Source organism: Streptomyces sp. NPDC052079, assembly GCF_040680275.1.
Taxonomy (GTDB): Bacteria; Actinomycetota; Actinomycetes; order Streptomycetales; family Streptomycetaceae; genus Streptomyces.
The window spans coordinates 60,129-86,766 of sequence record NZ_JBFAWL010000019.1 but is presented as its reverse complement, the minus strand read 5'-3'; the positions used below and the strand labels follow the sequence as shown (position 1 = coordinate 86,766).

Genomic DNA, 26,638 nt, shown 5'->3' with positions numbered 1-26,638 from the left:
GGGGCCGGGCCGCTGTTCACTCCCGATGCGGCCGTTCGTGCCGATACGGCGGAAACCGCCCCCGGAATCCTTACAGCCGGCTGACGGTGCCTCCCGGTCGCCCCCGCACCGCCTGCCGCACGTGCCACTCTGATGACAGCACCGCAAGCGCCGCGGCACACGGGGAAGCGGCTGCCGCGGACCGGCGCCCCGGACATCCCGTCCGGGGCGTCGCGCTTGCCCGCACTCAGCCGGGTGATGGACGGGGCGGCCGCGCACGGCGGTTGAGCGCGGCGGGCGCCCTCTTTTGCCGGACCGGCAACACCGCTCGTCCCGCCGGGGCCGCCCCGGCCATGCTCGACGGACGAGCTCCGGCGCGGCGCGGACAGAGCAGCCCGGAGACCGCGGACCATCCTGGAGCGCACATGTCACAGCACCCGGCGACCGGCCTCACGCACCGGCTCGTCCCTTCGCCCGCCGGCCGGACACACGTGGTGGAGCAGGGCAGCGGCCCCCTGGTGCTGCTCGTCCACGGCTTCCCGGAGTCCTGGTACTCCTGGCGCCACCAACTGCCGGCCCTGGCGGCGGCCGGCTACCGCGCGGCGGCCGTCGACGTCCGCGGCTACGGCCGCTCCTCCCGACCGGCCGCCACGGAGGACTACCGCATGCGGGAACTGATCGCTGACGCCGTCGCCGTGGCGCACGCCCTGGGGGAACGGACCGCCGTGATCGTCGGCCACGACTGGGGATCCGCCGTGGCCTCGAGCGCCGCCCTGATCCGCCCGGACGTCTTCCGCGCGGTCGCCCTGCTCAGCGTGCCGTACGCGCCGCGCGGCGGCCCGAGGCCGAGCACGGTCTTCGCCTCGATGGGCGGCGACGACGAGTTCTACGTCTCGTACTTCCAGGAGCCGGGCCGTGCCGAGGCCGAGATCGAGCCCGACGTACGCGGCTGGCTGGCCGGATTCTACGCGGCCCTGTCCGCCGACACCATGCCCGCACCCGGCGCACCCCTGCCCCACTTCGTCAGCCCCGGGGGAACCCTCCGGGACCGGTTCCCCGCCGGGCGCCTCCCGGCCTGGCTGAGCGAGACGGACCTCGACGTCTTCGCCGGGGAGTTCGAACGCACGGGGATGAGCGGAGCGCTGGCCCGCTACCGGGCCCTGGACCGTGACTGGGAGGACCTCGCCGAACACGACGGCGCCCCCGTCACCCAGCCGTCCCTCTTCATCGGCGGCGCACTCGACGCGTCCACCACCTGGATGGCCGACGCCATCAGCGCCTTCCCCGTCACCCTCCCCGGCCTGGTGTCCTCGCACATTCTCGACGGCTGCGGACACTGGCTCCAGCAGGAACGCCCCGACGAGACCAGCCGCACCCTCACGGACTGGCTCACCATGCTGCCCAAATCCGCATGTTAGATTCGCATTTGACAGGCTCGACCGCGGACAGCGCGTCCACACACAGGGCACGGTGACACCTCATGACGTCGGAGAGCAGCGAAACACCGGACGACGAGGTCCCCCTGCCGCGGATCCTGTGCGACACGGCCGCGCTGGCCGGCGTCGAGGACGCCTCCGCCGGCGCCCTGTGGCGGCTCGCGGAGTCCGGCCGCCAACTCGACGCCAACGTCGTGCACCTCCCGCCCGGGCACCGGGTCGACACCCACCGCGAGCCCGACCTCGACGTCCTCCTGCTCGTCCTCGCCGGCCACGGCACCCTCACCGCCCCCGACGGCCCGCATGCCCTCACCGCCGGCACCCTCACCTGGCTCCCGCACGGCTCCACCCGAAGCCTCGCCGCCGGCACCGAGGGCCTGACCTACCTCACCGTGCACCGCCGCCGGCCGGGGATGCGCATCGGAGCCGCCGGCCCGGCAGTTGACCAGATGTGACCATCACGGCCACAGACTGATAACAACGGACAACGCCTGAACGCCGAACGCGGTCTAGTCCGCCATGAAGGTCTCTTTCCTGATCCATAACGCCTATGCGATCGGAGGCACGATCGCCACCACGTTCAATCTGGCCGGCGCGCTGGCCGAGCGGCACGACGTGGAGATCGTCTCGGTGTTGAGGAACCGGGAACGTCCCAGCCTTACCCTCCACCCCCGGGTGCGGCTCCGGGCGCTGGTGGATCTGCGGCACGAGGAGGACCACCCCCTGCACGGCAGACCGGCCAAGGTGTTCCCGTCCGCCGAGTACCGGCACGGACAGTACAGCGAACTGACGGACCAGCGGATCGGCGCGTGCCTTCAGGACATCGACGCCGATGTCGTCGTCGGCACCCGGCCGGGGCTCAACGTGCACCTGGCCCTCCAGGCCCCCGACCGCGTCCTGCGCGTCGGCCAGGAACACCTCACCCTCGACAACCACCACGCGGGGCTGCGCACCGTACTGCGCCGCGCCTACCGCCGGCTCGACGTGCTCACCACCGTCACCCAGGCGGACGCGGACTCCTACCGGCGCAAGATGCGGCTTCCCGGCGTTCGCGTGGAGGCCCTGCCGAACAGCGTCCCCGACCCCACGCTGCCCGCGGCCGACGGCACCGGCAAGATCGTGATCGCGGCGGGCCGGCTGGTCCCGGTCAAGCGCTACGACCTGATCATCGACGCGTTCGCCCGGGTCGTCGCCGAGCACCCCGACTGGCAGCTGCGCATCTACGGCAGGGGCGAGGAGAAGGCGGGGCTGCGCGCGCGGATCGAGAGGCTCGGCCTGTGGAACAACGTCTTCCTCATGGGCGCGGCGACCCCCATGGAAGCCGAGTGGGTCAAGGGCTCCATCGGCGTCTCCGCCTCCGACTTCGAGCCGTTCGGCATGACCATCGTCGAGGCGATGCGCTGCGGACTGCCCGTGGTGAGCACCGACTGCCCCTACGGCCCCAGGGAGATCATCCAGGACGGCGAGGACGGCCGGCTGGTGCCGGTCGGGGACGCCGCCGCCCTCGGCGCCGCCCTCCTGGACCTGGTCCGCGACGACGAGCGGCGCCGCCGTATGGGCAGGGCAGCCCTCGGCAACGCACGACGGTTCGCTCCCGGCCCGGTCGTCGCGCAGGCCGAACGCCTGTTCCAGGAGGCGATCGAGGCCCGCGGCGGCGCCGGACCCGGCACACCCGCGCCCGGTGGGCTGTCCCAGGCCCTCCGCACCGGGGGCTACGCCGCCCGCGACCTCGCCCGCGCCGCCGCGTCCGGCGCGCTGCGCACCGTACGGAAAGGACGCCGATGAGTGCGGAACCCCGCGCCGACTGCTGTGCCGACACCGCCGGAAGGATCACCTTCCGGCTGAGGCTGCCGTCGGCCACGCACCCCCGGCTGCTGCTGGTGCTCCGCCCCAAGAAGGGCCGGCCCCACCAGAAGACCCGCACGCTCGACCTGCAACCGGCCGGCGGCGACGGCGCGTTCGGCGCCGTGCTCGAACCGGAGCCCCCGCTCGAGGAGGGCCGCTGGGACGCGTATGTGCTGCGCGGCCCCGACGCGGGACGCGAACGGCTGCGCCCCGGTCTGCGCGACGTCCGTGCGCTCGTCGACGGCGGCTCGCGCGACCGGCCGTCACCGGTCGCGGTCAGGGTGCCCTACACCAGCCTCGACGGCTTTCTCTCCCTTCGGGCCTGGCGGCGCACCGCCCACGCCGAGGCGGGCGCCATCGCCATCGCCGACGGGGCGATGACGGTCCGCGTCCGCCCGCACGGTGCCCGGCTCTCCGCGGCTGCGGTGGCCCTGCTGCGGCTGCGGGGCGACAAGGACACGGTGCGCGACGTCCCCGTGCGGCCGGCGGAGGGCGGCGATTTCACCTTCACCGTCGCCTACGGGGAACTCCTGGCCGTGGACGGCGGCGCCCGGGTCTGGAACGTCTTCCTCCGCCCCGCGGACGGGGCACCCCTGATCCGGGTCGGCCGGATCCTCGACGATCTGGCGGACCGCAAGGGCTCGTTCGTGTATCCGCAGGTCACCGTGGGCGGGTCCATGGTGCGTCCCTACTACACGGTCGACAACGACCTCTCCATCGAGGTGACCACCACGGGCTAGCGGGCCGCTGCCGCGGGCAGTCGTGCCGCTGGGGCGGCACGGGTGGGCGCGACGGCACCCCGCAAGCGCCGGGCTGCGCAACTGCCCCCCGGCCCGCACGAACGCCGCGTCGCGGCCCACCCGTGCTGCCCTGGGGGTCCCAAACCCGGCGGCTCCTGACGGGCCATCGGTTCTGCGGGGCGAGCAGAGTGATCGAATGAACGATTCGCTTTCCTCCGGACGGTCCATTGACCGTGTGCCGGCCGGCGTTGACGATTTCCCCGTACCGCCGAACAGGCGTGTCCCCGGAAACGGAGGAGCCGCGGGAGGCGCCCCACCCGCGCAAGGAGTTCCCCCGCCACCATGACCGAGCCCACGCCCGGCCCGGGCCGCCGCCCCCGCGCCGCCCTGGCCATGTCCCCCGACGTCGCCACCGCGGTCGTCGACGACGCGTCATTCACGGCCCTCGACGCGCTGTGCGATCTCGCACCGCTGCCGGTGCTGGACGATCTGACCACCCCACGCGCCCGCACCGTGCTCGCCGACGTCGAGCTGCTGGTCACCGGCTGGGGCTGCCCGCCCCTGGACGCCGACGTGCTGGCTGCGGCGCCCCGGCTGCGGGCCGTCGTCCACACCGCGGGCAGCGTACGCGGCCATGTCACCGACGCCTGCTGGGAGCGCGGGATCGAGGTGTCCTCCGCCGCCGCAGCGAATGCCGTCCCCGTCGCGGAGTACACCCTCGCCATGATCCTGCTCACCGGCAAACGGGTGCTGGAAAGCGCACGCGACTACCGCGCCACCCGTACCGGACCCGACTGGCTTCGCACCCCCCGAACGGTCGGCAACCACCGGCGCACCGTGGGCATCCTCTCGGCGTCCCTCATCGGCCGCCGGGTCATCGACCTGCTGCGCCCGCACAACATCGAGGTGCTGCTGTACGACCCGTACGTCGACGACCGCGAGGCCGGGGAACTCGGTGTGGAACCGGTCGGGTTGGCCGAGCTGTTCGGGCGCAGCGACACGGTGAGCGTGCACACCCCGCTGCTGCCAGAGACCCGCGGGCTGGTCGGCCGCGAACTGATCGACTCCATGCGGCCCGACGCCGTACTGATCAACACGGCGCGCGGCGCGGTCGTCGACCAGGACGCACTCACCGACGCGGTGCTGGCCGGCCGGATCCGCGCCGTGCTCGACGTGACCGACCCGGAAGTCCTGCCGCCCGGCCACCCGTTGTGGAGCTGCGACAACGTACTGATCACCCCTCATATCGCCGGCTCCCAGGGCAACGAGTGGCGCCGGCTGGCCGATCTCGCCCTCGCCGACATCGCGCGCTGGGCCTCCGGCAAGGACTTCCTCCACCCCGTACGACGCGAAAGGCTGGCATTCCTGGCATGACCATCCCGTTCGCACTGCCCGTCGACGACCACGACGTCAGCCCTCGCACCGGATACACCCGCACCCACTGGGAGGCGGTGGCGGACGGACTGCTCACCGCGGCCTGGCGCTGGAGCACCCCCGGCTGCGCCCTGCTGGACCTGCCCGGACGTCCCTCCCACTCGGGGGCGCGCTCCGACGGACTCGAAGGCTATGCCAGGACGTTCCTCGCCGCCGCCTTCCGCGTGGCGGGCGCCGACGGGGACGACCCCCACGGCCTGCTGGAGCGGTACGCGAACGGGCTCGCCGCCGGCACCCGCACACCCGGCCGCGACGACACCGAGTCCTGGCCACTGATCCTCGACGTCGATACGCAGGGCCATCCGATGGTCGAGTCGGCGTCGGTCGCGCTCGGACTGCGGCTGACCGCGCCCTGGCTGTGGAAGCGGCTCGACCCCGGAGTGCAGGACCGTGCGGAGGAGTGGCTGCGGGGCGCGCTGCGGCACACCCCGTCGCCCAACAACTGGTACCTGTTCCCGTACACGGTCGCCGGCTTCCTGGAGTCCGTGGGGCGCGGTGACGCCGAGACGGCTGCGGCGCGGCAGCGGGCTCTGGAACTCCTGGACGGCTGGTACCGGGGCGACGGCTGGTACGCCGACGGGGACGGCCGTGCCTTCGATCACTACAACGGCTGGGCCCTGCACCTCTATCCGGTCCTCGACGCCTTTCTCACGGGCGACCGGGAGGCACTGGCGCACCACGGCCGGCGCCTGCGCGCCCACCTGGAGGGCTACGCCCTGATGTTCGGCGGCGACGGCGCGCCGCTGCACTTCGGCCGGTCACTGACGTACCGCTTCGCCGCCTCGGCGGCCGTCTCGCTGGGCGCGCTCACCGGGCACACCCCGCTGACACCGGGCGCCTCGCGCCGTATCGCCGCCGGCAGTCTGCGCCACTTCCTGGACCGGGGCGCGCTGACCGCCGACGGACTGCTCAGCGCCGGCTGGTACGGCCCGCACGAGGCCTCGCTGCAGAGCTACTCGGGACCGGCGTCACCGTACTGGGCGTCGAAGGCGTTCGTCGCCCTGCTCGCCCCCGCCGGCCACGCCTTCTGGACGGCACGCGAGGAGGCGGCACCGGTGGAGGAGTCCGACAGGGTGCTGGCCCTGCCCGCTCCGGGACTGCTCGTCCAGGGCACGCGGGCCGACGGGATCGTCCGGCTCCACAACCACGGCAGCGACCATGTGCGCCCGCACGAGGGAGAGTCGGCGGACGAGGACGACCTGCACTACGGACGCCAGGCGTACTCCACCCGCACCGGACCCACCGCACCCGGGAACCTCGCCGACAACCACCTGTCGGTGCAGACCGACGGCCGGTCCAGTGTGCGCCGCCGTATCCATCCGCTGGGCGCGGGCCACGGCGACGGCTGGGGCTGGGCCGCGTCGTGGCACCGTCCCGTGTTCGCCGGCGGTCCGCCGATGGTGCCGGGCCTGCGGGTGGAGAGCATCACCGTGGCGCACGGCCGGTACGAGTTGCGGGCGCACCGGGTGGTTGGGGCACCGGCGGGGTCCCGTGTCACCCACACCGGCTGGGCCACGGGTCCCGAGGAGTCCCTGACCTCCGACCTGTACGGACTGCATGGCTGGGGCGACCCGTTCCCGCGCCTCGTCCGCGCCCCGCGGGGCACGGCCTGGACGCCCTGGGCCGAAGTCCCGTGCCTGACCGGCGACTGCGGGGGCACGTCGGTGCATGTCGCGCTGGCGTCCCTCACCGGGGACCCCGACGCCGCGCCCCTGTCGGAGGCGGTGGAGCGGGTACGGGTGGACGACGGGACGATCGAGGTCCTCTGGGCCGGCGGCACGGCTCGCACCCGGATCACCTTCGGGCCGACGGAGGTGCGTCACACAGCGGTGAGCGGGTGAGGCCGCGTCAGGACGGGTCGGCGTTCGGGGCCTCGGTGCCGGTGTCGGGCGCCGTGTAGAAGACGGACGACCCCTGCTTGGTGCGCTGGGCCCGATTGCGGGCGACGAGGCCCTCCAGGGTGCTGCGCACCACCGTGGTCCTGATGGTGCGCTCCGGGTGCGCGGTCCGGAGCGCAGCGGTCACCTCCGCCGCCGAACGCGGCTCGCTCTGCTCACTAAGGTGCCGGCGGACCAGTTCGACCAGCTTGGGTCCGTCCGTCCCGGCCGACGGTGACGCGGATCGCGACGCCTTCGCCGCAGAGGGCTTGCGCGCCTGCTTGCCGGGAGTGGTGCGCGCGGCCGCCTTCTTCGTCCGCTTCGGCTTCTCCGCCCCCGGCTTGGCGCTGCCCCTCCTGCGCGGCGCCGGGACCGTCGCGGCGCCGGGCGCCGTCTCGTCCGCGGCGGCCTCCGCGGGCTCGGGCTCCGGCTCGGGCGCGGCCGCGGGTGCGGCGGGCGCCGGGGCGAGGCCCAGCGCCTGCTGCATGTGCACCAGGACCGTGTGGTCGTGCTGAAGGACAGTCAGCTGCTCCTGCAGCGCGGCGATCTCAGCGGTGACCCGCTCCTGCTCCTTCAGGTTTCGCTCCAAGTCGCCCGCGACCTGAGCGGTGTACTGCGACGTGAGGTCGGTCGCGGCGGTCGAGTTGTCGGACATCAGAAGGCCTCTTTCTTCCCGTCGGTTCGCCTGGTGGCCAGCCATGCTACGGCCGGGCGCGATTGACCGTTTCTTCTGACCGTTCCCGGTTGACGACGAGGAGTTCACGAGACGGAAGCGCTTCGGCCCACGGACGATCACCGGCCTGTTGCTGGCCGGCCTGATCGCGTAGGTCTTCAACCCGGTACGGCCACCGCCGCAGCGACAGCGGTCCGTGGCCTCAATCTGGCGCTCGGCAAAAAGCGTCACGGCGGGCGGCTCCCATGCCGGCCACCCGGCCGCCAACATCACAGACGGCAGCCAACTGAGCTACTGGGAGGGCCGGTCAGGCGCTTTCCCGCAGTGGGTCGACGTCGATCTCGGCGGCACCGTGGAGGCCGATCGGGTCGTTCTCGAGCTGCCCACCGCATGGGAGGCCCGCACCCAGACCCTCGCCGTCGGGGGCGGCACCGATGGATCCTCCTTCACCAGCCTGTCCGGCTCCGCCGCGCACCGCTTCGACCCTGACCGCGGCAACACGGTCACGGTGGACTTCACCGCCCGGGAGGTGCGCCGCATCCGTGTCCGGGTGAGCGCCAACACCGGCTGGAACGCCGCCCAGTTGTCCGAGATCCAGGTCTACGGCGACAGCCCGGAGGACCCGCCCGTCGACGGCACCAACCTGGTGCTCGGCAAGCCCATCCGGGCCTCCTCCACGATTCACTCGTTCGTGGCGACCAACGCCAACGACGGTGACCTCGGCACGTACTGGAGTCCAGCGGTCATGCCGCCAACCTCACGGCCGAACTGGGCGCGGACACCGACCTCAGCGGCGTCGTCGTCAGGCTCAACCCCAACCCCGTCTGGGCGAAGCGCACCCAGGGCATCGAGATCCTCGGCCGCAAGCAGACCAGGAGTTCGGGGACATCACCCTGTTCGCCCAGGGACCGAACATCCCGGGAGTGGTCATCCGTGACACCGACATCCACGACTCGACCTACGACGGGCAACCAGTTCAAGTCCGGCGGGGGAGCGGTGCCGGGCGCTCGGATCTCGGGCGTCACCATCGACCGGTCGAACAACGGGTCCGGCGTCCTTGCCATGGGCAGCGCCACCCTGACGGACGTCACCATCACCGGCTCGGCCGAAGGGGACGTGGCGATCGGACCCGGCTCGCAGTTCGTCATCAACCGCTGGCGCCCCCTGCGCGCGCTGCTCCGTCCGGCGGGCCCGTGCTCCACCCGGGCGTGCGGGCCCGTCACCCGGGCGGGTGTCTTCCCGGGCCGGGTGATTCCCTCCGAAGGAGCGCAGACGGGGGACTTCGCCGGACTCGCGCGAGGGAGCCGAGGCGGATTCGGCGCGTCGAAGTCAGGCTGAGGGCATGGCTTCATCGACCGACTGCCCGCACCGTCCGCGTCACCGCGCTCCGTCCCGGGCTGGGCGGCGGGCCGCAGTCCCCGTCCGAGCGCGCGGCCGTCTGGCGTTGCCGGCCGTCGTCCTCGGCGTGCTCGCGGTCCTGACCGGATGCGGGGTGGGCACCGGAACCACCACGCGGGACGTGCCCACCGCCACCGCACCGGCGGCCGGGCAACCCGGCCCCGCGAGCACCGCCCAGGGCCGGACCGGAGCGGAGACACCACCGCCCGCCCCGATCCCCGGCCTCGGTCCCCGGACGCAGGCATGGATTCCCGCCAACGCCCGCCAGGTTCTCGTCGTCACCGGCCGCGGCAGGGACGCCAACCGCTCGGAGGCCGTGCTGTACGAGCACACCGGCTCCGGCTGGGAGGCGGGCCCGGCGTGGCCCGCCCGCAACGCCCTCAACGGCTGGACCGACGACCACTGGGCGGGCGACCTGCGCTCCCCGATCGGCGTGTTCACCCTCACCGACGCCGGGGGACTGCTGCCCGATCCCGGCACCGAGCTGCCGTACGACCGCTCGGAGGGGTTCCGTGCCGGCGGCACGGGCTTCCGGGGGGAGTCGCTGGAGGGATCCTTCGACTACGTCATCGCCATCGACTACAACCGGGAACCGGGCACCTCGCCGCTGGACCTGACCCGTCCGCTCGGCGCCGGCCGGGGCGGCGGCATTTGGCTGCACGTCGACCACGAGGGACCCACACAGGGCTGTGTCAGCCTCGACAAGCCCCACATGAAGGAACTACTGCGCACCCTCGACCCGGACCGGCACCCGGTGGTCGTCATAGGGGACGCCGCCTCCCTGGCCATCTGAGGCGCACCCGGTGCGTCGAGCGGCCGGCGGCGCCTCCCGTCGTTCCCGCCCTGCCCGTCGCCGGACCTGTCTAGGCTGTGCCCATGGAGCAGCGGGAGATCATGCAGCGGAGCGTCGGCATCCTCACCGAGGCCCTCGAGATGCGGCGGCGGCTGCGGGAGAACCCGGACGCCGACGTGGCCAGGAACGGGGCGATCGCCACGCTTCTGGAGGAGATGCTGCCGCGCGTCCAGCTGCCCGCCGGCGCGAGCCCGCGCGAGGTGGCGGACATCGTGACCGAGAAGCTGGGCCCCGCCATCGTGCAGATCACGTCCGCACTGACCTTCGCCTTCGTTCAGCTCGCCGAGATCCACGACGAGGGCCGCACCGACGTGTCCTCCGCCGACGTCCTGCGCTCCATCTCCCTGCACTACGAGACCGGCGGCAGAGGCTAGTTGTGCCTCTGGACCGGGACACCGACTGCGGCTACTCGCTCCATGAGGTCGGCGTCCGCTAACGCTGACGTCCGGCCCGACCGTCCCGGGCCCTGTGGAAAAGCACGCGGACCTCCTCCAGTGCCATCGCCCGGTCGGCGGAGACGAGACCGATGCGGGTGCGGCGGTCGAGGACGTCCTCCTCGTCGAGCGCTCCCTCGTGGCGCACGGCCCAGAGCAGTTCGGCGCCGGTGACCGGATACCCGGGCAGCACCGGCTCGCCGAGCCGGGGATCGCGGGCGGCGAGAGCCTGGACGGCGGGTGCCTCGTCGCCGTAGAGCCGCACCAGTCGGCGCGCTGCGGGCAGGGCGGCGAGGACGTGCGGCGGCGCGGCGCCCACCAGGGGGAGGGACGCGGTGGGGGACGGGCCGGCTGCCAGCCCGCGGAGGCGGACGGCGGCGTCGACGGCGTCCTCGGCCATGCGCCGGTAGGTGGTGAGCTTGCCGCCGACGACGGTGACGACGCCCTCGGAGGACGTGAGTACCGCGTGCCGGCGTGAGAGGTCGGCGGTCCTGGGGGCGGTGTCCGCATGCTCCGCCGCCGTGTCCAGCAGCGGGCGCAGTCCGGCGAAGGCGCCGACGACGTCACCGCGGTGGACCGGGACATGCAGCACGGAGCACAGGACGTCCAGGAGGAACCCGATGTCCGTCTCCGGTGGCTGGGGGACGTCGGGGATGTCGCCGTCCACGGGTTCGTCGGTGAGACCGACGTAGACCCGGCCGTCCTCCTGGGGGAGGACGAGGACGAAGCGGTTGCCCTCCCCGGGGACCGGGATGTGCAGGCCGGCGGAGAGTGTCCCGAAGCTCTCCGGGCGCAGGACGAGATGGGTGCCGCGGGAGGGCCGTATCCGGACGCCGTCCACGAGGCCGCCCGCCCAGACGCCCGACGCGTTGATCACCGCGCGGGCGCGGATCTCGCCCGTCTCGCCGGTGAGTTCGTCACGGACCCGGGCTCCCGTCGAGGTCAGTTCCAGGGCCCTGACCCGGGTGAGTATCCGCGCGCCGCGCGCGGCGGCCGTGCGGGCGAGGGCGGTCACCAGACGGGCGTCGTCGGTGAGCCGGCCGTCCCAGGACAGCAGGCCCCCGCGCAGCCCGTCGCGCCGCAGCGCGGGGGCGAGATGGCGGGTCTCCACCACGGAGATCCGGCGCGGCGGGGGCAGGGTGGCCCGGGCCGTGCGGGCGGCCAGCCGCAGCGCGTCGCCCGCCCGGAACCCGGCCCGCGCCAGCGCGGCCTGACCGTGCGACACCAGCGGGGTGAGGGGCAGCACGAACGGCTGGGCCTGCACGAGATGGGGGGCGGTGCGCTCCATCAGCACCCCGCGTTCGACCGCGCTCTCATGGGCGACGTCCAGCCGTCCGGAGGCGAGGTAGCGCAGCCCGCCGTGGATGAGCTTGCTGCTGAAGCGGGAGGTGCCGAAGGCCAGGTCGTGGGCGTCGACGGCGACCACGCTCAGTCCGCGCGCCGCGGCGTCCAGGGCGGCTCCCGCGCCGGTGGCGCCGAGCCCGACGACCAGGACGTCGATGACGGGTCCGCCCACCGAGTCGGTCAGTTCACGCGAGCGCCGGGCGGCGGAGAGGGAGGACGCGGGGTCCGGGCCGTGGGGGGAGGTCATGGCGTGAGGGTCCTCTCCAGGATTCCGTGCAGTTCGCCGAGGAAGGCCTCGGCGGCGAGTTCGGGGTCGTCCTCGTCGGCCATGGTCCGCAGGGACAGGGTGAAGGACTGCACGATCAGCAGCACCGACCGGGCCTGCCGCACGGGATGGCCGGCGCGCACCGAGCCGTCGGCGTGTCCCTCGTGCAGAGCGGCGGCCAGCATGTCCAGCAGGGCCTCCTGGCTCGCCCCCCGGCGGTCCAGCACATAGGGCAGGAGCAGTTCGGGATCCACGTCGAGGATCTTCCGGAAGAGCGGATGGGCGCCGAAGGCGCGCACCGCCGCCACCAGCCCCTCGGTGATCACCTCCCGCGTCGGCACCCCCGGCCGCCGCTCGGGCATCGCCCCGGTGGCGACCTTGACCCACTCCCGGGTCATCAGGTCACCGACCAGCGTGCGCACATCGGGCCACCGCCGGTACAGCGTCATCCGGGAGACCCCGGCGCGGCGGGCCACGTCGGTGAGCGTGGTGCGGCGGACCCCGACGGCCAGGACGCAGTCCCGTACGGCGTCGAGCACCGCGTCGTTGTCCGAACCGCCGGAAGAACCGCCGGAAGCGTTGTGACGAATAGGCGTCATGTGTCACAGTGTAACGCCACGTGAGGCCGCGGGCGACGGCATCGCTCATTTCCGACCGGTGAGGACGACAGCCATGGACATGCTGTGGAGCGGCTGGGGGGACCCGGCCAAGGCGACGCCGCTGCCCGGCACGGTGATCGGGCTGCTGCGCGATCTGCTCGGAGTGAAACCGCGCGAGGCCGCCCCCGTCGCCATCCAGGACATGGACGTCCCCGCGAGCCCACTGGCACCCGCCGCGCGCCGCGCCCTGGCCGAGGCGCTCGGCGACGAGGCGCATGTGCGCACCGACGCGGAGTTCCGCGTCCGGCACACGCGCGGCAAGTCCACCCCCGACCTGCTGCGCATCCGCGAGGGCGACATCGCCGCCGTCCCCGCGGCCGTACTCCTGCCCTCGACCCACGAGGAGGTGCTGGCCGTCCTGCGGGTGTGCGCCGAGCACGGCCTGCCGCTGGTGCCCTTCGGTGGCGGCACCTCCGTCGTCGGGGGTCTGGCCCCCGAACGGCGCGGCGCCTTCGTCGCCCTGGACCTGCGGCGCATGGACGCCCTGCTCGACCTCGACCCGGTCTCCCGCACCGCCACGCTGCAGCCCGGCCTGCGCGCCCCCCGGGCCGAGGCGCTCCTCGCCGAACACGGCTTCACCCTCGGCCACTTCCCCCAGTCCTACGAGTGGGCCACCATCGGCGGCTTCGCCGCCACCCGCTCCAGCGGCCAGGCGTCCGCCGGCTACGGACGGTTCGACGAGATGGTGCTCTCCCTCACCCTCGCCACCCCCGAGGGCACGCTCGACACCGGCCGCGCCCCCCGCTCGGCCGCCGGACCCGACCTGCGCCAGCTCGTCCTCGGATCGGAGGGCGCGTTCGGCGTCATCACCTCGGTGACCGTGCGCATCCGCCCCGTCCCACAGGCCGCCGTCTACGAGGGCTGGCACTTCCCCTCGTTCGACCAGGGAGCCACCGCACTGCGCCGGCTCGCCCAGGACGGGCCGCGGCCCACCGTGCTGCGCCTGTCCGACGAGACCGAGACCCTGATCGGTCTGGCCAACCCGGAGGCGATCGGCTCGGGCGCCGAACAGGCCCCCGGCTGCACCGCCATCGCCGGCTACGAGGGCACGGAGGAGGACACCGCGCACCGCAGGGAGCGCGCCGCGGCCGTCCTGCGCGACTGCGGCGGCACACCCCTCGGCGAGGAGCCGGGCCGGCGCTGGGCGCACGGACGCTACTCGGCCCCGTACCTGCGCGACGCGCTCCTGGACGCCGGGGCGTTCGCGGAGACGCTGGAGACGGCGACGTTCTGGTCCCGCCTGCCCGGGCTGTACGCCTCCGTCCGTGACGCACTCACCGCGACGCTCACCGAGGCCGGCACCCCGCCGCTGGTCATGTGCCACATCTCCCACGTCTACGAGAACGGCGCCTCCCTGTACTTCACGGTCGTCTCGGCCCAGGGCGAGGACCCCGTGGCGCACTGGACGCGCGCCAAGCACGCCGCCAACGAGGCGATCCTCGCCGCCGGCGGCACGATCAGCCACCACCACGGGGTGGGCACCGACCACCGGGACTGGTACGTCCGCGAGGCGGGCCCCCTGGGCATCGACGCCCTGCGCGCCGTGAAGCGGCGGCTGGACCCGGCGGGCCTGCTCAGCCCCGGTGTCCTCCTGCCCGCCGACTGACCGGGACACCCCGTCGACCCACCTGCCCGTCCCCCACCCGTCGGCCCGCCCCGGAGGCACCCCCAATGCGCCAGTTCACCGCCGTCGTCAACCCCACCGCGGGCGCGGCCACCGGAGCGGCCGCCCTGCTCACCCTGGCCCGGCACCTCCGTGAGGAGGGCGCCGAGCTGCGCACCGAGTACAGCCGGGGCCTCGCCCACGCGCGGCAACTGGCCCGCGACGCCGGACAGCAGGGGCGGGTCGTGCTCGCCGTCGGCGGCGACGGCATGGCGGGCGCCGTCGGCGGCGCCCTCAGCGGCACCGGCGCGACCCTCGGGCTCGTCCCGGCCGGCCGCGGCAACGACTTCGCCCGCGCCCTGGGGCTGCCCCACGACCCGGAGGAACTGGCCCGCATCCTGCTGCACGGCGAGCCACGGCAGGTCGACACCATCGAGGTCACCTCGGCGGTCCACGACCGCACCGTCGTGCTCGGCAGCGTGTACGCCGGTGTGGACGCGCTCGCCAACCGCCACGCCAACCGGTCCCGGCTGCTGAAGGGGTCCGCGTCCTACTACGCGGGCGGCCTGCGGGCCGTGGCGGCCTGGCGGCCCGCCCGCTACCGCGTCACCGTCGACGGCGAGGAGCACCCGCACACCGGGTACACGGTGGTCGCCGCCAACTCGGGCTTCTACGGCTCCGGCCGCGCCATCGCCCCCGACGCCCGCGTCGACGACGGCCTGCTGGACGTCGTGATGATCGAGGACGCGCCCCGGCGGCTGTTCTTCGCCCTGATGCAGGAGCTCAGGGCTGGCGCACATGTGCGCCGGCCCCAGGTGCGGATCCTGCGGGGCAGCGAGATCCGCATCGAGGCCGACCGCGACATCCCCTACGGCACCGACGGGGAGGTCGACGCGGTCCTCCCCGTCACGGCCCGGGTGCTGCCCGGAGCGCTGCGCGTCCTGTACTGACCGTCAGGACGGGTTGCCGTGGTAGCGCTGGGCCAGTCGTGCCAGCGCGACCGCGCCGAGCAGCAGTCCGAAGTCGCGCAGCGCGACGTCGTAGTAGCCGGACAGCGTGAGCAGGTTGACGATGATGCCCGCGAGCCAGCCGGCGACCAGCCAGCCCCCGAAGCGCGGGGCGATGCCCACGACGACACCGGCGACGATCTCGATCACTCCCACCGCGTACATCGCCGACTGCGCGCTGCCCGGAACGACGTCGTCGATCCACGGCGCGAGGTAGCCGGGCCAGTCCACGAGCAGGTTCGCGAACTTGTCCAGCCCGAACAGGATCGGGGCCACGGTGAAGCCGGTGCGGAGGATGACGTACGCCTGGTAGCCGGGGTCGCTGAGCGCGGCCCGCCGCGCCGTGACCTGCGTGCCACTCGTGGTTGTGGAGGCCATGGCCTGCACCTTTCTTCTATCGACAACTCTCATTAACGATAGAACCGCGGTTCCTCTCTTTAGTCAATGCCTGTTGCTTTTACACTGGTGTTCGTGGACGACACGGAAGAAGTACCGGACAGGGACATCGCCGCGATCTCGGCCATCGCCGCTCTCGACGAGCCCACCCGCCGGCGGCTCTACGACTACGTGGTGGGCCAGGACCACCCGGTGGGCCGGGACGAGGCGGCGGAGGCCCTGGGGCTGGCCCGGCAGACCGCGGCCTTCCATCTGGACCGCCTGGCCGTCGAGAACCTGCTGGACGTGCTCCACGTGCGGCGCAGCGGACGCAGCGGACCCGGCGCGGGCCGCCCGGCCAAGCTCTACCGGCGCTCGGCCGCGCAGATCGCCGTCAGCCTTCCGGACCGGCGCTACGAACTCGCCGGCCGGCTGCTCGCCCAGGCCGTGGAGGAGTCGGGCGCCACGGGCGAGCCCGCGCGCGAGGTGCTGCACCGCCGGGCCCGGGAACTGGGCGTACGGCTGGGCGCGGACGGCGACGAGACACAGCTCCTCCGCGTGCTGGAGCGCTACGGCTTCGAGCCGCGGCACGACGGCGAGTCCGTCGTCCTGGGCAACTGCCCCTTCCACGCACTGGCCCGCGCCCACACACAGACGGTGTGCGGCATGAATCTGCACCTGATGCGGGGCATGCTCGAAGGGCTCGGCGCAACGGGGTTCGAGGCCTGTCTCGCGCCGGAACCGGGCCGGTGCTGCGTCCGCCTGGACCCCGCCGCCTGACCCGGCCGCGCCCGGCGCCGTACGACGGCGTACGACGCCGTACGGCGCGAGGAGGTGCACGATCCGGGCAGTCACCGCAGTTATCGGACACGCCCCAAAACTGGACCTGTTCGTTCTCTGGAATTATTCGTGTCTGGGCCTATAGGTTCTGCCCATGACCGCATCCCGGCCGTCGACCACCGCCGAGGAGCTCCGCGGTGCGGGCCTGCGCGCGACGGCGGCCCGCGTCGCCCTCCTGGAAACCGTCCGTGAGGGCGGCCATCTCGGAGCCGAGGAGCTCGCCTCCGAGGTGCGCCGGCGCATCGGACACGTCTCCCTGCAGGCGGTGTACGAGGCGCTCCACGCGCTCACCGAGGCAGGGCTGGTGCGTCGTATCGCACCGGCCGGCGGCCCCGCCCGCTACGGGGGGCGCGTCGGGGACAACCACCACCATCTGGTGTGCCGGTCCTGCGGCGTGGTCGTCGACGTCGACTGCGCGGTCGGCGAGGCACCCTGTCTGACCGCGTCCGACGGTCACGGCTTCGTGATCGACGAGGCCGAAGTCGTCTACTGGGGCCTGTGCCCCGGCTGTTCCTCCTCCCGCAGCACCTGACTGCGCGAACGTTTTCGCCCGGAAGGATCCCCATGACCGAGAACCATGACGCGATCGTCACCGAACCCAAGGCGGAGGAAGCAGGTGGCTGCCCGGTCGCGCACGGGCGCGCCCCGCACCCCACCCAGGGCGGCGGAAACCACCGGTGGTGGCCCGAGCGCCTCAACCTGAAGATCCTCGCCAAGAACCCGGCCGTGGCGAACCCGCTCGGTGAGGACTTCGACTACGCCGAGGCGTTCCGGACCCTCGACCTGCCGGCGGTGAAGCGGGACATCGCCGAGGTGCTGACCACCTCCCAGGACTGGTGGCCCGCCGACTTCGGCCACTACGGCCCGCTCATCGTCCGGATGGCCTGGCACAGCGCGGGCACCTACCGCATCAGCGACGGCCGCGGTGGCGCCGGCGCCGGCCAGCAGCGCTTCGCCCCCATCAACAGCTGGCCGGACAACGCCAACCTCGACAAGGCCCGCCGCCTGCTGTGGCCCGTGAAGAAGAAGTACGGCAAGAGCCTGTCGTGGGCCGACCTGCTCATCCTGTCCGGCAACGTCGCCCTGGAGTCGATGGGCTTCAAGACCTTCGGCTTCGCCGGCGGCCGCGCCGACGTCTGGGAGCCGGAGGAGGACGTCTACTGGGGCCCCGAGTCCACCTGGCTCGGCGACGAGCGCTACACCGGCGACCGGGAGCTGGAGAACCCGCTCGGCGCCGTGCAGATGGGCCTCATCTACGTCAACCCGGAGGGCCCCAACGGCAACCCGGACCCCGTCGCCTCGGCCCGCGACATCCGCGAGACCTTCCGCCGCATGGCGATGAACGACGAGGAGACCGTCGCCCTGATCGCCGGCGGTCACACCTTCGGCAAGACCCACGGCGCCGGCCCGGCCGACCACGTCGGCCCGGACCCGGAGGCCGCCGGCCTCGAGGAGCAGGGCCTGGGCTGGAGGAACACCTACGGCACCGGCAAGGGTGCCGACACGATCACCAGCGGTCTCGAGGTGACGTGGACGAACACGCCGACGACCTGGGACAACAGCTTCTTCGAGATCCTCTTCGGCTACGAGTGGGAGCTGTTCAAGAGCCCCGCCGGCGCCCACCAGTGGCGGCCCAAGGACGGCGCGGGGGCCGGCACCGTGCCCGACGCCCACGACCCGTCGAAGAGCCACCAGCCGACGATGCTGACCACGGACCTCGCGCTCCGCTTCGACCCCATTTACGGCCCGATCTCCCGGCGCTTCCTGGAGAACCCGGACGAGTTCGCGGATGCCTTCGCCCGCGCCTGGTACAAGCTGACTCACCGCGACATGGGACCCAAGTCCCTCTACCTCGGCCCGGAGGTGCCCGAGGAGACGCTGCTGTGGCAGGACCCGCTGCCGGAGCGGACGTACGACCTCGTGGACGCCGCGGACATCGCCGCCCTCAAGGAGCAGGTCCTCACCTCAGGCCTGTCGGTGTCCGAACTGGTGTCGACGGCATGGGCGTCCGCGTCGTCCTTCCGCGGCAGCGACAAGCGCGGCGGCGCCAACGGCGCGCGCATCCGCCTGGAGCCGCAGCGCGGCTGGGAGGCCAACGACCCCGACCGGCTGGCGACGGTGCTGGCCACCCTGGAGGGCATCCAGAAGTCCTTCAACTCCGCCCAGACCGGCGCCAAGCGGATCTCGCTCGCCGACCTGATCGTGCTGGCCGGCGCCGCGGGCGTCGAGAAGGCCGCCAAGGACGGCGGCTTCGACATCGAGGTCCCGTTCACGCCGGGCCGCGTGGACGCCTCGCAGGAGGAGACCGACACCGAGTCGTTCGCCGCGCTGGAGCCCACCGCCGACGGCTTCCGCAACTACCTCGGCAAGGGCAACCGTCTGCCCGCCGAGTTCCTGCTGCTGGACAAGGCCAACCTGCTGACGCTCAGCGCCCCCGAGATGACCGTCCTCGTCGGCGGTCTGCGGGTCCTGGGCGCCAACCACCAGCAGACGGCGCACGGCGTGTTCACCACCGCGCCCGGCACGCTGACGAACGACTTCTTCGTCAACCTCCTCGACCTGGGCACGACGTGGAAGGCGACGTCGGAGGACCAGACCACGTTCGAGGGCCGCGACGCGGCCACCGGCGAGGTCCGGTGGACCGGTACCCGTGCCGACCTGGTCTTCGGATCCAACTCCGAACTGCGCGCGCTCGCGGAGGTCTACGCGAGCGACGACGCCAAGGAGAAGTTCGTGAAGGACTTCGTCGCGGCGTGGGACAAGGTCATGAACCTCGACCGTTTCGACCTCGTCTGAGCCCCCCGCCCGGCTGATCCGGGCCGGCCCGCACGGGCCGGCCCGGACGTGCGCCGTCCCGAGATGCGCGGCAGACGCGCTGCCACCAGGGTGGAACCGAGCCGACCGGCACGCGAAGGAGGCCTGGGATGAGCAAGGACGGCGACCGGGGGAAGGATCTCCACCAGGGCGACGAGGTCGCCTGGAGCAGCCACGGCAGCGAGACGACGGGCAAGGTCGAGAAGAAGATCACCGAGCGCACCGAGGCGGCCGGACGCACGGTCGCCGCCTCCGAGGAGGAGCCGCAGTACAAGGTGCGCAGCGACAAGTCGGGCAAGCCGGCGATCCACAAGCCCTCCGCGCTCAGGAAGAAAAAGAAGTGAGCGCCGTGGACCCGGAACGCAAGGACGAGACCTGGGAGGAGTTCCGCGAGCTGGTCAACATGAAGCCCGCCGACCTGGAGAAGTGGCTGGCCACGGACGAGTCCCACAGCGCGGGACAGCACAAGGACGGCGGCGAGTCGACCGGCCACGCGTCCGGCCGCCGCATCGTCGGCCTCCTCCGCGCCGGCCGGAAGGAACTCTCCGACGACGACTACGAGCACATGCGCAAGGTGGTCGGCTACATCCGCCGCCACCTGGCCCAGCGCCCGTCCGGCGACGTGGGCGACACCCGCTGGCGCCACTCGCTCATGAACTGGGGCCACGACCCGCTCGCCGAGGGGTCACCCCACCGGTGAGGGACGGCCCCGGCGGCACCGTCCCCTGACCGCCACCGCCGTGGTGGCGGCGCCCAAGAGGTGTGACAGCGGCGAAAAGGGCGATCAGTGAGGGGAGCAAGCCGCCACCGCGCCAGGAGGGTCCGCACATGGGAACCGTCGTCCGCGTCCCGCAGACCCGGGACATGATCGGGGACGAGCTCTCCGGAGACGAGGCGTTCGCCGCGCTGCGGCACTACGGCGGTCTGCGCCTGCTGACCGACTCCGTCGCCCGCTTCCGCTACGCGGACGGCTTCACCAACGCGCGGGCCCTCGCCTTCCAGGTCGTACTGGGGCTGGTGCCGTTCACCGTGGCGCTGGTGGGCGTCGCGACCTCCGTGCACACCGAGGGCGTGGGCCGTGTCGTGGAGCTCGTCCTCGCCCGGATCGTGCCGGGCGCCGGCGCGGACGTCGTCCAGGACGCCCTCGACGGGACCCGTCGCACCGCCGGGGAGGGCCTCGGGAGCATCCTGGCGCTCTGGCTCGGGCTGGGCGTCGCCGTGCTCAACCTCGCCTCCGCCATGGGCCAGATCGAGCGGGGCGCCAACCGCATCTACGGCGTCGAACGCGACCGGCCCCTGCCCCGCAAGTACGGCCGTGCCGTCCTCCTCGCGCTCGGCGCGGGGCTGCCGATGGTGCTCGGGTTCGTCGTGCTCGCCGCCGGTGACGCGGTGAGCCGTGCGGTCGCCGAGGTGGTGGCCGGACGGGACAGCGGCACCGGGTGGTGGGGCGCGCTGGACGTGCCAGTGGGGCTGCTGCTGGCCTGGGTCGGCTCGGCGGTCATCTTCCGCTGGTCGCCCCGGCGTGCCCAGCCGGGTTACACCTGGCTGGCCTTCGGCTCCGCGGTCCACCTTCTGCTGTGGGTCGCCGCGACCCGGCTGCTCGCGCTGTACGTCGAGGGCAGCGGGGCGTTCGGTGCCCTGTACGGGCCGTTGACCGCCTTCGTCGCCCTGCTGCTCTGGGCCTACCTCACCGCCGTCGCCCTCTTCCTCGGCATCGCGTTCGCGGCCCAGCTGGAAGCGGCGCGGGCCGGCATCGACGCCGTGGTGCACCCGGATCCAGGCCCGGGCGGCTGACCAGGCTGGACGACACGCCGACACCGGAACGGAGCGAGCTCTGCCCGCGTTGTCGGTGGGAGGTTGCACAATGATCGGAAAAGGAGATCAACTCCGGCGCGGTGCTGGGTAGACGGTCTCGTGTCCGGCCCCGGGAAAGGTCCTGCTGATGCTCTCCACCGTCGACCGCACGAAGTCCCTCGTCGCCCTGCCGACCGCGCGCCGCCGGCACTCCAGGGCATCCGCCGGCCCGGTCCCGGACGGCCGCCCCACGGCTGCCGCCGCCGACGCGCTGCGCATCATCGCCGACCCCCGCACTCCCACCTACGTCACGGTGTACGCGAACGGCCGCCGTAGGTACAGCTACTGGCGCCCCCTCGACTCCACCACGGGCACCGGCGGCTGCTACGCGGCCCTGCCCACCGCCGACTGCGACGAGCTGCACGCGGCCGGCCGGATCACCCTGGGCGAGCCCGTGGTGGACCCCAACCGCACGACGTACCGCGTCCGTACGGCCGCGCGGGTGCAGCCCGCGTCCCTGCGGGGCGTGCCGCAGGACCGCTCCCGGGTGGCGTGAGGGCGGGCGGCGGGGCGGGCCGGGGGCGGACCGGACCGGCGTGACACCGTCGTCCGGCGTCCCCGGACTTGGTCTGTACCAGGGTCTTGACGCCCTGTTAGTTCACCCCTTAAATCAAGTGGCTGCGCATTCAACCCCCACAATCTCGGTCGGCGCACCCGTGCACTCGGGTCGCCGTACGGAAGGGAGAGCCATGTTCTCTCCGCGCACCCGCCGCAGATGGCTGATCGCCGCCCTGTCCGCCGTACTGGTCGCATCCGGTGCGGCCGGCACCACCGCCCAGGCCGAACCGGCCGGTGCCGGCGCCGCGGCGGCCGTGACGTTCTCAGACACCTTCGACGGGCCCGCCGGTGCGGCCGTCGACTCCTCGAAGTGGCAGATCGAGACCGGCGACAACGTCAACAACCACGAGCGGCAGTACTACACCTCCGGCAACAAGAACGCCGCCCTGGACGGCCAGGGTCATCTGGTCATCACGGCCCGGAAGGAGAACCCGGCCAACTACCAGTGCTGGTACGGCACCTGCCAGTACACCTCGGCCCGGCTGAACACCGCGGGCAAGTTCACCGCGCAGTACGGGCACATCGAGGCGCGGATGAAGGTCCCGCGCGGGCAGGGCATGTGGCCGGCGTTCTGGATGCTGGGCACGCCGGTCAACTGGCCCGACTCGGGCGAGATCGACATCATGGAGAACGTGGGCTTCGAGCCCTCCACCGTGCACGGCACGATCCACGGCCCCGGCTACTCGGGCTCCGGCGGCATCGGCGCCGGCTACACACTGCCCGGCGGTCAGGCCTTCGCGGACGCCTTCCACACCTTCGCCGTCGACTGGGCGCCGGACTCCATCACCTGGTCCGTGGACGGAAACGTCTACCAGCGGCGCACCCCCGCCGACCTGGGCGGCAGGCAGTGGGTGTTCAACAAGCCGTTCTTCCTGATCCTCAACCTGGCGGTGGGCGGCTACTGGCCCGGCGACCCGGACGGCTCGACGGCCTTCCCGCAGCAACTGCTGGTGGACCACGTGTCGGTGACGGCGAGTGACTCGTCGACCGGCGGCGCGATCCGCGGTCTGGCCGGCAAGTGCGTGGACGTGGCCGGGGCGAACACGGCCAACGGCACCCCCGTGCAGCTCTACGACTGCAACGGCAGCTCCGCCCAGCGGTGGACGGTGGGCTCCGACGGCACGATCCGGGCGCTCGGCAAGTGTCTGGACGTCGCCTCGGGCGGCACGGCGGACGGCACACCGGTCCAGCTGTGGGACTGCAACGGCACCGCGGCCCAGAAGTGGGTCGTCACCGGGACGCGCGACATCGTCAACCCGCAGGCCGACAAGTGCCTGGACGTGACCGGAAACAATTCGGCCAACGGCACCCGGCTGCAGATCTGGACCTGTTCGGGCGGGGCGAACCAGAAGTGGACGGTGGGCTGAGCCGGCGCCGGACAGGGGCCGCCGCCCCGGACCGTCGGGTCCGGGGCGGCGGCGTGTCCGGCGGGGCGGGTTTGCACTTCTTTTGCCATACGGGAACATGGCCTGGGCCACGTCCGTTTGACCGGACGGACCATGAAGATCCGGAACTGACGACCAGGACCGGACGGACAGCGACAGAAGCCGAGGTGGCACCGAATGGCGATGTGGGACCGGCTCAAGGACCAGGCCAGGACGCTCCAGCAGTCCCAGGGGGCACGGGCGGGGGGCGCACGGCAGCCGGGGCACGGCTCGTCCTCGTCCGGCGGCTCCAAGGCCCAGCTGCTGGGGCTGTTCAAGTCCCAGCTCGCGTCCGCCAAGGCGGAGCTGAAGAGCGGCGCCTACCGGGACGCCAGCATGGCGATGTGCGCGCTGGTCGCGGCGGCCGACGGCCGGGTCGACCCCTCGGAGCGGCAGCGTGTGGAGGAACTGATCGTCTCCAACGAGGTGCTGCAGAACTTCCCGCCGGACCAGCTCCGCAAGCGGTTCAACGAGCATGTGGACCGGCTCACGGCCAACTTCGAGCAGGGCAAGGCGCGGGCGCTGGAGGACATCGCCAAGGCGGCGAAGAAGCCGGTCGAGGCGCGGGCCGTCGTGCAGACGGGCATGGTCGTCGCCGGTGCCGACGGCAGCTTCGACGCCTCGGAACAGTACGCCGTCCGCGACGCCTGCGTGGCCCTCGGTCTCCCGCCGCAGGAGTTCGGCGTCTGACGGCGGTCCCGTTGTCAGTGGCGCCCCCTACGGTGTGATCAATGGGCCCGCCGGAGCGGCCGCGGGCCCGTGGGGAGGGGTGTGCCATGTCTGCCGGGGCAACGGTGTCGACGACGTATCTGGAGCTGTCGCAGGAGGGCGGCGGCGCGCACAAGTTCTATGAAGTGACCGTCGCCGGCCAGGTGGTGACGGTGCGCTACGGCCGGATCGGCGCGGCGGGGCAGACCCAGACGACGACGTTCGCCTCGGCGGCGAAGGCCAAGGCCGCCGCCGCGAAGAAGGTGGGGGAGAAGGTCCGCAAGGGCTATGCGCCGGCGGTGCCCGGACAGCGGGCGCCGCGCCCGGTGACCCGGCGCCAGGTGACCTCGGCCCCGTCCACCGCGCGGGCCGTGGCTCCCGTGCTGTGGCGGTTCGGCACGGGCTCGTCGGCGTTCGGCATCCATGTCGACGACGACCGCTGCTGGGTCGGCAATCAGTCCGGCGATGTCTTCACCCTGGACCACGAGGGCGACGTACTGGCCCGCTTCAGTCTGCCGGACGGCGTGAAGTGCCTGGTGGCGGACGACTTCTGGATCTACGCGGGCTGTGACGACGGCAGGGTCTACGACCTGTCCTCGAAACTGCCGTTCGCCGCCTACGACATCGCGGCCGACGTCGACATCTTCTGGCTGGACATCCACGAGGGCGTTCTCGACGTCTCGGACCGCGACGGCCGGCTCACCGTCATCGACCACGAGGACGAGCACCAGTGGACCCGCCGCAGCCAGGGCGAGCACGCCTGGATGGTCCGCGCCGACGACCGGGCCGTGTACCACGGCCACCACCGGGGCGTCACGGCCTACGCGCCCGACGGCAGCGGCGAGCTGTGGCACACGCCCACCCGCGGCGGTGTGCTGTTCGGCTGGCAGGAGGACGACACCGTCTACGCGGGGACGGCGCACCGGGTGGTGCAGCGGCTGTCGAAGGCGACCGGCGCCGTCGAGGCCACCTATGCCTGCGACAGCGCCGTGTACTCGTGCGCGACCGCGCCGGGCGGACGATTCGTCTTCGCCGGGGACGCGTCGTCGTCCGTCTACTGCTTCGACCGGGACGGCACCCGCCTGTGGAAGCTCGGCACGGGCGGCGGATCGGCGCTGTCGATGCAGTACCGCGACGAGCGCCTGTACCTGGTGACCACGGACGGCTCGCTGGTCTGCGTCGACGCGAGCGAGGCGGCGGTCTCCGCGGCCCAGCAGGGCACGGTGCCGGTCGCACGGGACGTCAAGCTCGCGGCGGCCCTGCCGACCTACGCACCGACCACGACCGCGACCGCGGTGGCCACCGTCGCCCAGCCGCCCTCCGGCGCCGTGGTCGTCGAGTGCGTGCGGCACAACGGGCGCCTGCGCGTCCACGTGGTGTCCGAGGGCTACGACGGGTCCTGGAACGTCCAGTTCCCGCGCGCGATACGGGAGCCCGGCGCGCGCTATGTGGTGGACGCGCTGCACCCGGCGGCCGGCGGCTTCTACCGCGTGCGGGGCGAGATCCGCCGGCTGCTCTGAGCGGCGCCGACGCCGGCGCCGGACGAGCCCGCGCCCGGCGGGGTTCCCCGGAGTGGGGCCGGGGAACCCGCCGAGCCGCCGGCTCAGATGCCGCAGGTGGACGCTGACCAGTAGCGACTGGCGCGGTGGTCGACATGGGTGTGGTCGTTGTGTCCCGGATAGCCGGGGCCGAGAATGCCGCGGAAGCCGTGGTTGCGGGCCTGCTTCGCCAGGGTGCACAGGGAGTGCGGTCCCGCACCCAGGTCGGCCGCGTCGCCGTACAGATGGCGGCTGCTGCTCGCCCCGCCCACGGCGTCGTTGCAGGCGTGGGAGCGGAAGCCGCTGGTGACCCGGAGCGGTTCGTCACCGAGCGCGTGCCGCATGGCCTCCAGTTTCCACATCGTCCGCAGCGCGTTGGACTTGGCCGTCGCGGCGCTCACCGCCCCGCCCGACCAGGTGGAGTTGCAGCGGTTCAGCTCGGCGTAGGAGAAGTGGACCGGCGTGCAGTCGTCGTCCTGGAGGGCGTACAGCTTGGTGTAGGTCTGAGGACCGGCCACACCGTCCGCGGACAGGCCGTAGGCGGACTGGAACCGCTTGAGCGCGGCCGTCGTGGCCGGACCGAAGTCGCCGTCCACGGCCAGCACCGAGCCGTAGCCCGGGTAGCCGCCGAGCCGGATCTGGAGCTGGGTGACATCGGCGCCCGAGGCGCCCTGCGACAGCGTGCGGGTCCACGTGTAGCAGCCGTCGGCGTGCGCGGTCCCTGCGGTGGCGACGGCACCCGCCGCCAAACCAGCCATGAGCATGACAATAGAGAGGAGAAGTCGTACAGCGCGTCCGAACATGCGATCTCCGCTTCCGGGGCAGGTGGTTCAGCTGAGTGAAGGCCAATGTGACGCGCGTCAACCATGGAGCATGCACCCGACCGAGCGCAATGGTCCCGCCGCACGGGCGCATACCGCGAAACCGTGAGCCCTGTACGCGCCCCCGACTCCCTGTCCGACAATGCAGTGCCCGTGATC

26 protein-coding genes and 1 pseudogene are annotated in these 26,638 nt (G+C 72.8%); 22 read left to right on the top strand and 5 right to left on the bottom strand.

Annotated features, from left to right (window positions below):
- Positions 1–404 precede the first annotated feature (404 nt).
- The 6 genes from AB0L56_RS24495 (at position 405) to AB0L56_RS24470 (ending at position 7,275) form a co-directional block, all read left to right on the top strand.
- Positions 405–1,397, top strand: coding sequence for an alpha/beta hydrolase (locus AB0L56_RS24495; protein WP_365426379.1), 993 nt, complete (start codon positions 405–407; stop codon positions 1,395–1,397).
- Positions 1,398–1,459: 62 nt separating this feature from the next.
- Positions 1,460–1,870, top strand: coding sequence for an AraC family ligand binding domain-containing protein (locus AB0L56_RS24490; protein ID WP_365426376.1), 411 nt, complete (start codon positions 1,460–1,462; stop codon positions 1,868–1,870).
- 64 nt (positions 1,871–1,934) lie between these two features.
- Positions 1,935–3,200 carry a glycosyltransferase family 4 protein gene (locus tag AB0L56_RS24485; protein ID WP_365426373.1) on the top strand — a complete coding sequence of 422 codons (1,266 nt, stop codon included), beginning with the start codon at positions 1,935–1,937 and terminating at the stop codon, positions 3,198–3,200.
- Positions 3,197–4,000: a transferase gene (locus AB0L56_RS24480; RefSeq protein WP_365426370.1), complete on the top strand. Its 804-nt coding sequence runs from the start codon at positions 3,197–3,199 to the stop codon at positions 3,998–4,000. The genes AB0L56_RS24485 and AB0L56_RS24480 overlap by 4 nt, the downstream gene beginning before the upstream one ends.
- A gap of 342 nt (positions 4,001–4,342) precedes the next feature.
- Positions 4,343–5,374: a hydroxyacid dehydrogenase gene (locus AB0L56_RS24475; protein WP_365426367.1), complete on the top strand. Its 1,032-nt coding sequence runs from the start codon at positions 4,343–4,345 to the stop codon at positions 5,372–5,374.
- Positions 5,371–7,275 (top strand): DUF2264 domain-containing protein, encoded by a 1,905-nt coding sequence (locus AB0L56_RS24470; protein ID WP_365426364.1) that lies wholly within the window; start codon positions 5,371–5,373, stop codon positions 7,273–7,275. Before AB0L56_RS24475 ends, AB0L56_RS24470 begins: the two co-directional genes overlap by 4 nt.
- 7 nt (positions 7,276–7,282) lie before the next feature.
- Here AB0L56_RS24470 and AB0L56_RS24465 read toward each other — a convergent pair whose 3' ends face one another.
- Positions 7,283–7,966 (bottom strand): hypothetical protein, encoded by a 684-nt coding sequence (locus AB0L56_RS24465; protein WP_365426361.1) that lies wholly within the window; start codon positions 7,964–7,966, stop codon positions 7,283–7,285.
- 214 nt (positions 7,967–8,180) lie between these two features.
- Here AB0L56_RS24465 and AB0L56_RS24460 point away from each other — a divergent pair, with 214 nt between their 5' ends.
- The 4 genes and pseudogenes from AB0L56_RS24460 to AB0L56_RS24445 all read left to right on the top strand — a co-directional run bounded on the left by AB0L56_RS24460 (position 8,181) and on the right by AB0L56_RS24445 (position 10,609).
- The gene (locus tag AB0L56_RS24460; RefSeq protein ID WP_361033580.1) at positions 8,181–8,921 is read left to right on the top strand and encodes a discoidin domain-containing protein; all 741 of its coding nucleotides are present in this window, start codon (positions 8,181–8,183) and stop codon (positions 8,919–8,921) included.
- Positions 8,857–9,136: pseudogene (locus AB0L56_RS24455) on the top strand (hypothetical protein); the annotation flags it as partial. The gene AB0L56_RS24460 and the pseudogene AB0L56_RS24455, both read left to right, overlap by 65 nt.
- Before the next feature lie 190 nt (positions 9,137–9,326).
- Positions 9,327–10,175 (top strand): L,D-transpeptidase family protein, encoded by an 849-nt coding sequence (locus AB0L56_RS24450; protein ID WP_365426358.1) that lies wholly within the window; start codon positions 9,327–9,329, stop codon positions 10,173–10,175.
- Between the two features lie 83 nt (positions 10,176–10,258).
- A complete protein-coding gene (locus tag AB0L56_RS24445) occupies positions 10,259–10,609 on the top strand; it encodes a hypothetical protein (protein ID WP_365426355.1) in 351 nt (116 codons plus the stop codon).
- A 58-nt stretch (positions 10,610–10,667) separates the two neighbouring features.
- On the opposite strand, the gene AB0L56_RS24440 is transcribed toward AB0L56_RS24445, so the two are convergent.
- Both AB0L56_RS24440 and AB0L56_RS24435 read right to left on the bottom strand, forming a co-directional pair.
- Entirely contained in the window at positions 10,668–12,260 is a 1,593-nt protein-coding gene (locus AB0L56_RS24440) for a glycerol-3-phosphate dehydrogenase/oxidase (RefSeq protein WP_365426352.1), read from the bottom strand.
- The gene (locus tag AB0L56_RS24435; RefSeq protein WP_365426349.1) at positions 12,257–12,877 is read right to left on the bottom strand and encodes a TetR/AcrR family transcriptional regulator; all 621 of its coding nucleotides are present in this window, start codon (positions 12,875–12,877) and stop codon (positions 12,257–12,259) included. The genes AB0L56_RS24440 and AB0L56_RS24435 overlap by 4 nt, the downstream gene beginning before the upstream one ends.
- A 73-nt stretch (positions 12,878–12,950) precedes the next feature.
- On the opposite strand from AB0L56_RS24435, the gene AB0L56_RS24430 reads away from it, so the two are divergent.
- Positions 12,951–14,543 (top strand): FAD-binding oxidoreductase, encoded by a 1,593-nt coding sequence (locus AB0L56_RS24430; protein WP_365426346.1) that lies wholly within the window; start codon positions 12,951–12,953, stop codon positions 14,541–14,543.
- A gap of 65 nt (positions 14,544–14,608) precedes the next feature.
- On the top strand, positions 14,609–15,490 hold the full coding sequence (locus AB0L56_RS24425; RefSeq protein WP_365426343.1) for a YegS/Rv2252/BmrU family lipid kinase: 882 nt from the start codon (positions 14,609–14,611) through the stop codon (positions 15,488–15,490).
- Positions 15,491–15,493: 3 nt separating this feature from the next.
- Here the strand turns inward: AB0L56_RS24425 and AB0L56_RS24420 are convergent, their stop codons facing one another.
- Complete coding sequence (locus tag AB0L56_RS24420) at positions 15,494–15,925, bottom strand: hypothetical protein (RefSeq protein WP_365426340.1); 432 nt, start codon at positions 15,923–15,925, stop codon at positions 15,494–15,496.
- 87 nt (positions 15,926–16,012) lie between these two features.
- Between AB0L56_RS24420 and AB0L56_RS24415 the strand changes: the two genes are divergently transcribed.
- The 10 genes from AB0L56_RS24415 (at position 16,013) to AB0L56_RS24370 (ending at position 25,640) form a co-directional block, all read left to right on the top strand.
- Positions 16,013–16,702 (top strand): transcriptional regulator, encoded by a 690-nt coding sequence (locus AB0L56_RS24415; RefSeq protein WP_365426478.1) that lies wholly within the window; start codon positions 16,013–16,015, stop codon positions 16,700–16,702.
- Positions 16,703–16,856: 154 nt separating this feature from the next.
- Complete coding sequence (locus AB0L56_RS24410) at positions 16,857–17,294, top strand: Fur family transcriptional regulator (RefSeq protein WP_361033604.1); 438 nt, start codon at positions 16,857–16,859, stop codon at positions 17,292–17,294.
- 32 nt (positions 17,295–17,326) lie between these two features.
- Positions 17,327–19,558, top strand: a complete 2,232-nt coding sequence (katG, locus tag AB0L56_RS24405; RefSeq protein WP_365426336.1) for a catalase/peroxidase HPI — start codon at positions 17,327–17,329, stop codon at positions 19,556–19,558.
- A gap of 128 nt (positions 19,559–19,686) precedes the next feature.
- On the top strand, positions 19,687–19,920 hold the full coding sequence (locus AB0L56_RS24400) for a DUF2945 domain-containing protein (protein ID WP_361033609.1): 234 nt from the start codon (positions 19,687–19,689) through the stop codon (positions 19,918–19,920).
- Positions 19,921–19,925: 5 nt separating this feature from the next.
- The gene (locus AB0L56_RS24395; RefSeq protein ID WP_365426475.1) at positions 19,926–20,276 is read left to right on the top strand and encodes a DUF3140 domain-containing protein; all 351 of its coding nucleotides are present in this window, start codon (positions 19,926–19,928) and stop codon (positions 20,274–20,276) included.
- 128 nt (positions 20,277–20,404) lie between these two features.
- Positions 20,405–21,370, top strand: a complete 966-nt coding sequence (locus AB0L56_RS24390) for a YihY/virulence factor BrkB family protein (RefSeq protein ID WP_361033612.1) — start codon at positions 20,405–20,407, stop codon at positions 21,368–21,370.
- Between the two features lie 148 nt (positions 21,371–21,518).
- The gene (locus tag AB0L56_RS24385; RefSeq protein WP_361033615.1) at positions 21,519–21,926 is read left to right on the top strand and encodes a hypothetical protein; all 408 of its coding nucleotides are present in this window, start codon (positions 21,519–21,521) and stop codon (positions 21,924–21,926) included.
- Between the two features lie 193 nt (positions 21,927–22,119).
- Positions 22,120–23,355: a lectin gene (locus AB0L56_RS24380; RefSeq protein WP_365426332.1), complete on the top strand. Its 1,236-nt coding sequence runs from the start codon at positions 22,120–22,122 to the stop codon at positions 23,353–23,355.
- A gap of 195 nt (positions 23,356–23,550) precedes the next feature.
- On the top strand, positions 23,551–24,102 hold the full coding sequence (locus tag AB0L56_RS24375) for a TerB family tellurite resistance protein (protein WP_190162940.1): 552 nt from the start codon (positions 23,551–23,553) through the stop codon (positions 24,100–24,102).
- 86 nt (positions 24,103–24,188) lie between these two features.
- Positions 24,189–25,640: a WGR domain-containing protein gene (locus AB0L56_RS24370; RefSeq protein WP_365426328.1), complete on the top strand. Its 1,452-nt coding sequence runs from the start codon at positions 24,189–24,191 to the stop codon at positions 25,638–25,640.
- 83 nt (positions 25,641–25,723) lie between these two features.
- On the opposite strand, the gene AB0L56_RS24365 is transcribed toward AB0L56_RS24370, so the two are convergent.
- Positions 25,724–26,461, bottom strand: a complete 738-nt coding sequence (locus AB0L56_RS24365; RefSeq protein WP_361033627.1) for a D-Ala-D-Ala carboxypeptidase family metallohydrolase — start codon at positions 26,459–26,461, stop codon at positions 25,724–25,726.
- Between the last annotated feature and the right edge of the window lie 177 nt (positions 26,462–26,638).

Coding starts and splice junctions, on each gene's coding strand:
- AB0L56_RS24495 (WP_365426379.1), top strand. CDS start 405: ATGTCACAGCACCCGGCGACCGGCCTCACGCACCGGCTCGTCCCTTCG.
- AB0L56_RS24490 (WP_365426376.1), top strand. CDS start 1,460: ATGACGTCGGAGAGCAGCGAAACACCGGACGACGAGGTCCCCCTGCCG.
- AB0L56_RS24485 (WP_365426373.1), top strand. CDS start 1,935: ATGAAGGTCTCTTTCCTGATCCATAACGCCTATGCGATCGGAGGCACG.
- AB0L56_RS24480 (WP_365426370.1), top strand. CDS start 3,197: ATGAGTGCGGAACCCCGCGCCGACTGCTGTGCCGACACCGCCGGAAGG.
- AB0L56_RS24475 (WP_365426367.1), top strand. CDS start 4,343: ATGACCGAGCCCACGCCCGGCCCGGGCCGCCGCCCCCGCGCCGCCCTG.
- AB0L56_RS24470 (WP_365426364.1), top strand. CDS start 5,371: ATGACCATCCCGTTCGCACTGCCCGTCGACGACCACGACGTCAGCCCT.
- AB0L56_RS24465 (WP_365426361.1), bottom strand. CDS start 7,966: ATGTCCGACAACTCGACCGCCGCGACCGACCTCACGTCGCAGTACACC.
- AB0L56_RS24450 (WP_365426358.1), top strand. CDS start 9,327: ATGGCTTCATCGACCGACTGCCCGCACCGTCCGCGTCACCGCGCTCCG.
- AB0L56_RS24445 (WP_365426355.1), top strand. CDS start 10,259: ATGGAGCAGCGGGAGATCATGCAGCGGAGCGTCGGCATCCTCACCGAG.
- AB0L56_RS24440 (WP_365426352.1), bottom strand. CDS start 12,260: ATGACCTCCCCCCACGGCCCGGACCCCGCGTCCTCCCTCTCCGCCGCC.
- AB0L56_RS24435 (WP_365426349.1), bottom strand. CDS start 12,877: ATGACGCCTATTCGTCACAACGCTTCCGGCGGTTCTTCCGGCGGTTCG.
- AB0L56_RS24430 (WP_365426346.1), top strand. CDS start 12,951: ATGGACATGCTGTGGAGCGGCTGGGGGGACCCGGCCAAGGCGACGCCG.
- AB0L56_RS24425 (WP_365426343.1), top strand. CDS start 14,609: ATGCGCCAGTTCACCGCCGTCGTCAACCCCACCGCGGGCGCGGCCACC.
- AB0L56_RS24420 (WP_365426340.1), bottom strand. CDS start 15,925: ATGGCCTCCACAACCACGAGTGGCACGCAGGTCACGGCGCGGCGGGCC.
- AB0L56_RS24410 (WP_361033604.1), top strand. CDS start 16,857: ATGACCGCATCCCGGCCGTCGACCACCGCCGAGGAGCTCCGCGGTGCG.
- katG (WP_365426336.1), top strand. CDS start 17,327: ATGACCGAGAACCATGACGCGATCGTCACCGAACCCAAGGCGGAGGAA.
- AB0L56_RS24400 (WP_361033609.1), top strand. CDS start 19,687: ATGAGCAAGGACGGCGACCGGGGGAAGGATCTCCACCAGGGCGACGAG.
- AB0L56_RS24390 (WP_361033612.1), top strand. CDS start 20,405: ATGGGAACCGTCGTCCGCGTCCCGCAGACCCGGGACATGATCGGGGAC.
- AB0L56_RS24385 (WP_361033615.1), top strand. CDS start 21,519: ATGCTCTCCACCGTCGACCGCACGAAGTCCCTCGTCGCCCTGCCGACC.
- AB0L56_RS24380 (WP_365426332.1), top strand. CDS start 22,120: ATGTTCTCTCCGCGCACCCGCCGCAGATGGCTGATCGCCGCCCTGTCC.
- AB0L56_RS24375 (WP_190162940.1), top strand. CDS start 23,551: ATGGCGATGTGGGACCGGCTCAAGGACCAGGCCAGGACGCTCCAGCAG.
- AB0L56_RS24370 (WP_365426328.1), top strand. CDS start 24,189: ATGTCTGCCGGGGCAACGGTGTCGACGACGTATCTGGAGCTGTCGCAG.
- AB0L56_RS24365 (WP_361033627.1), bottom strand. CDS start 26,461: ATGTTCGGACGCGCTGTACGACTTCTCCTCTCTATTGTCATGCTCATG.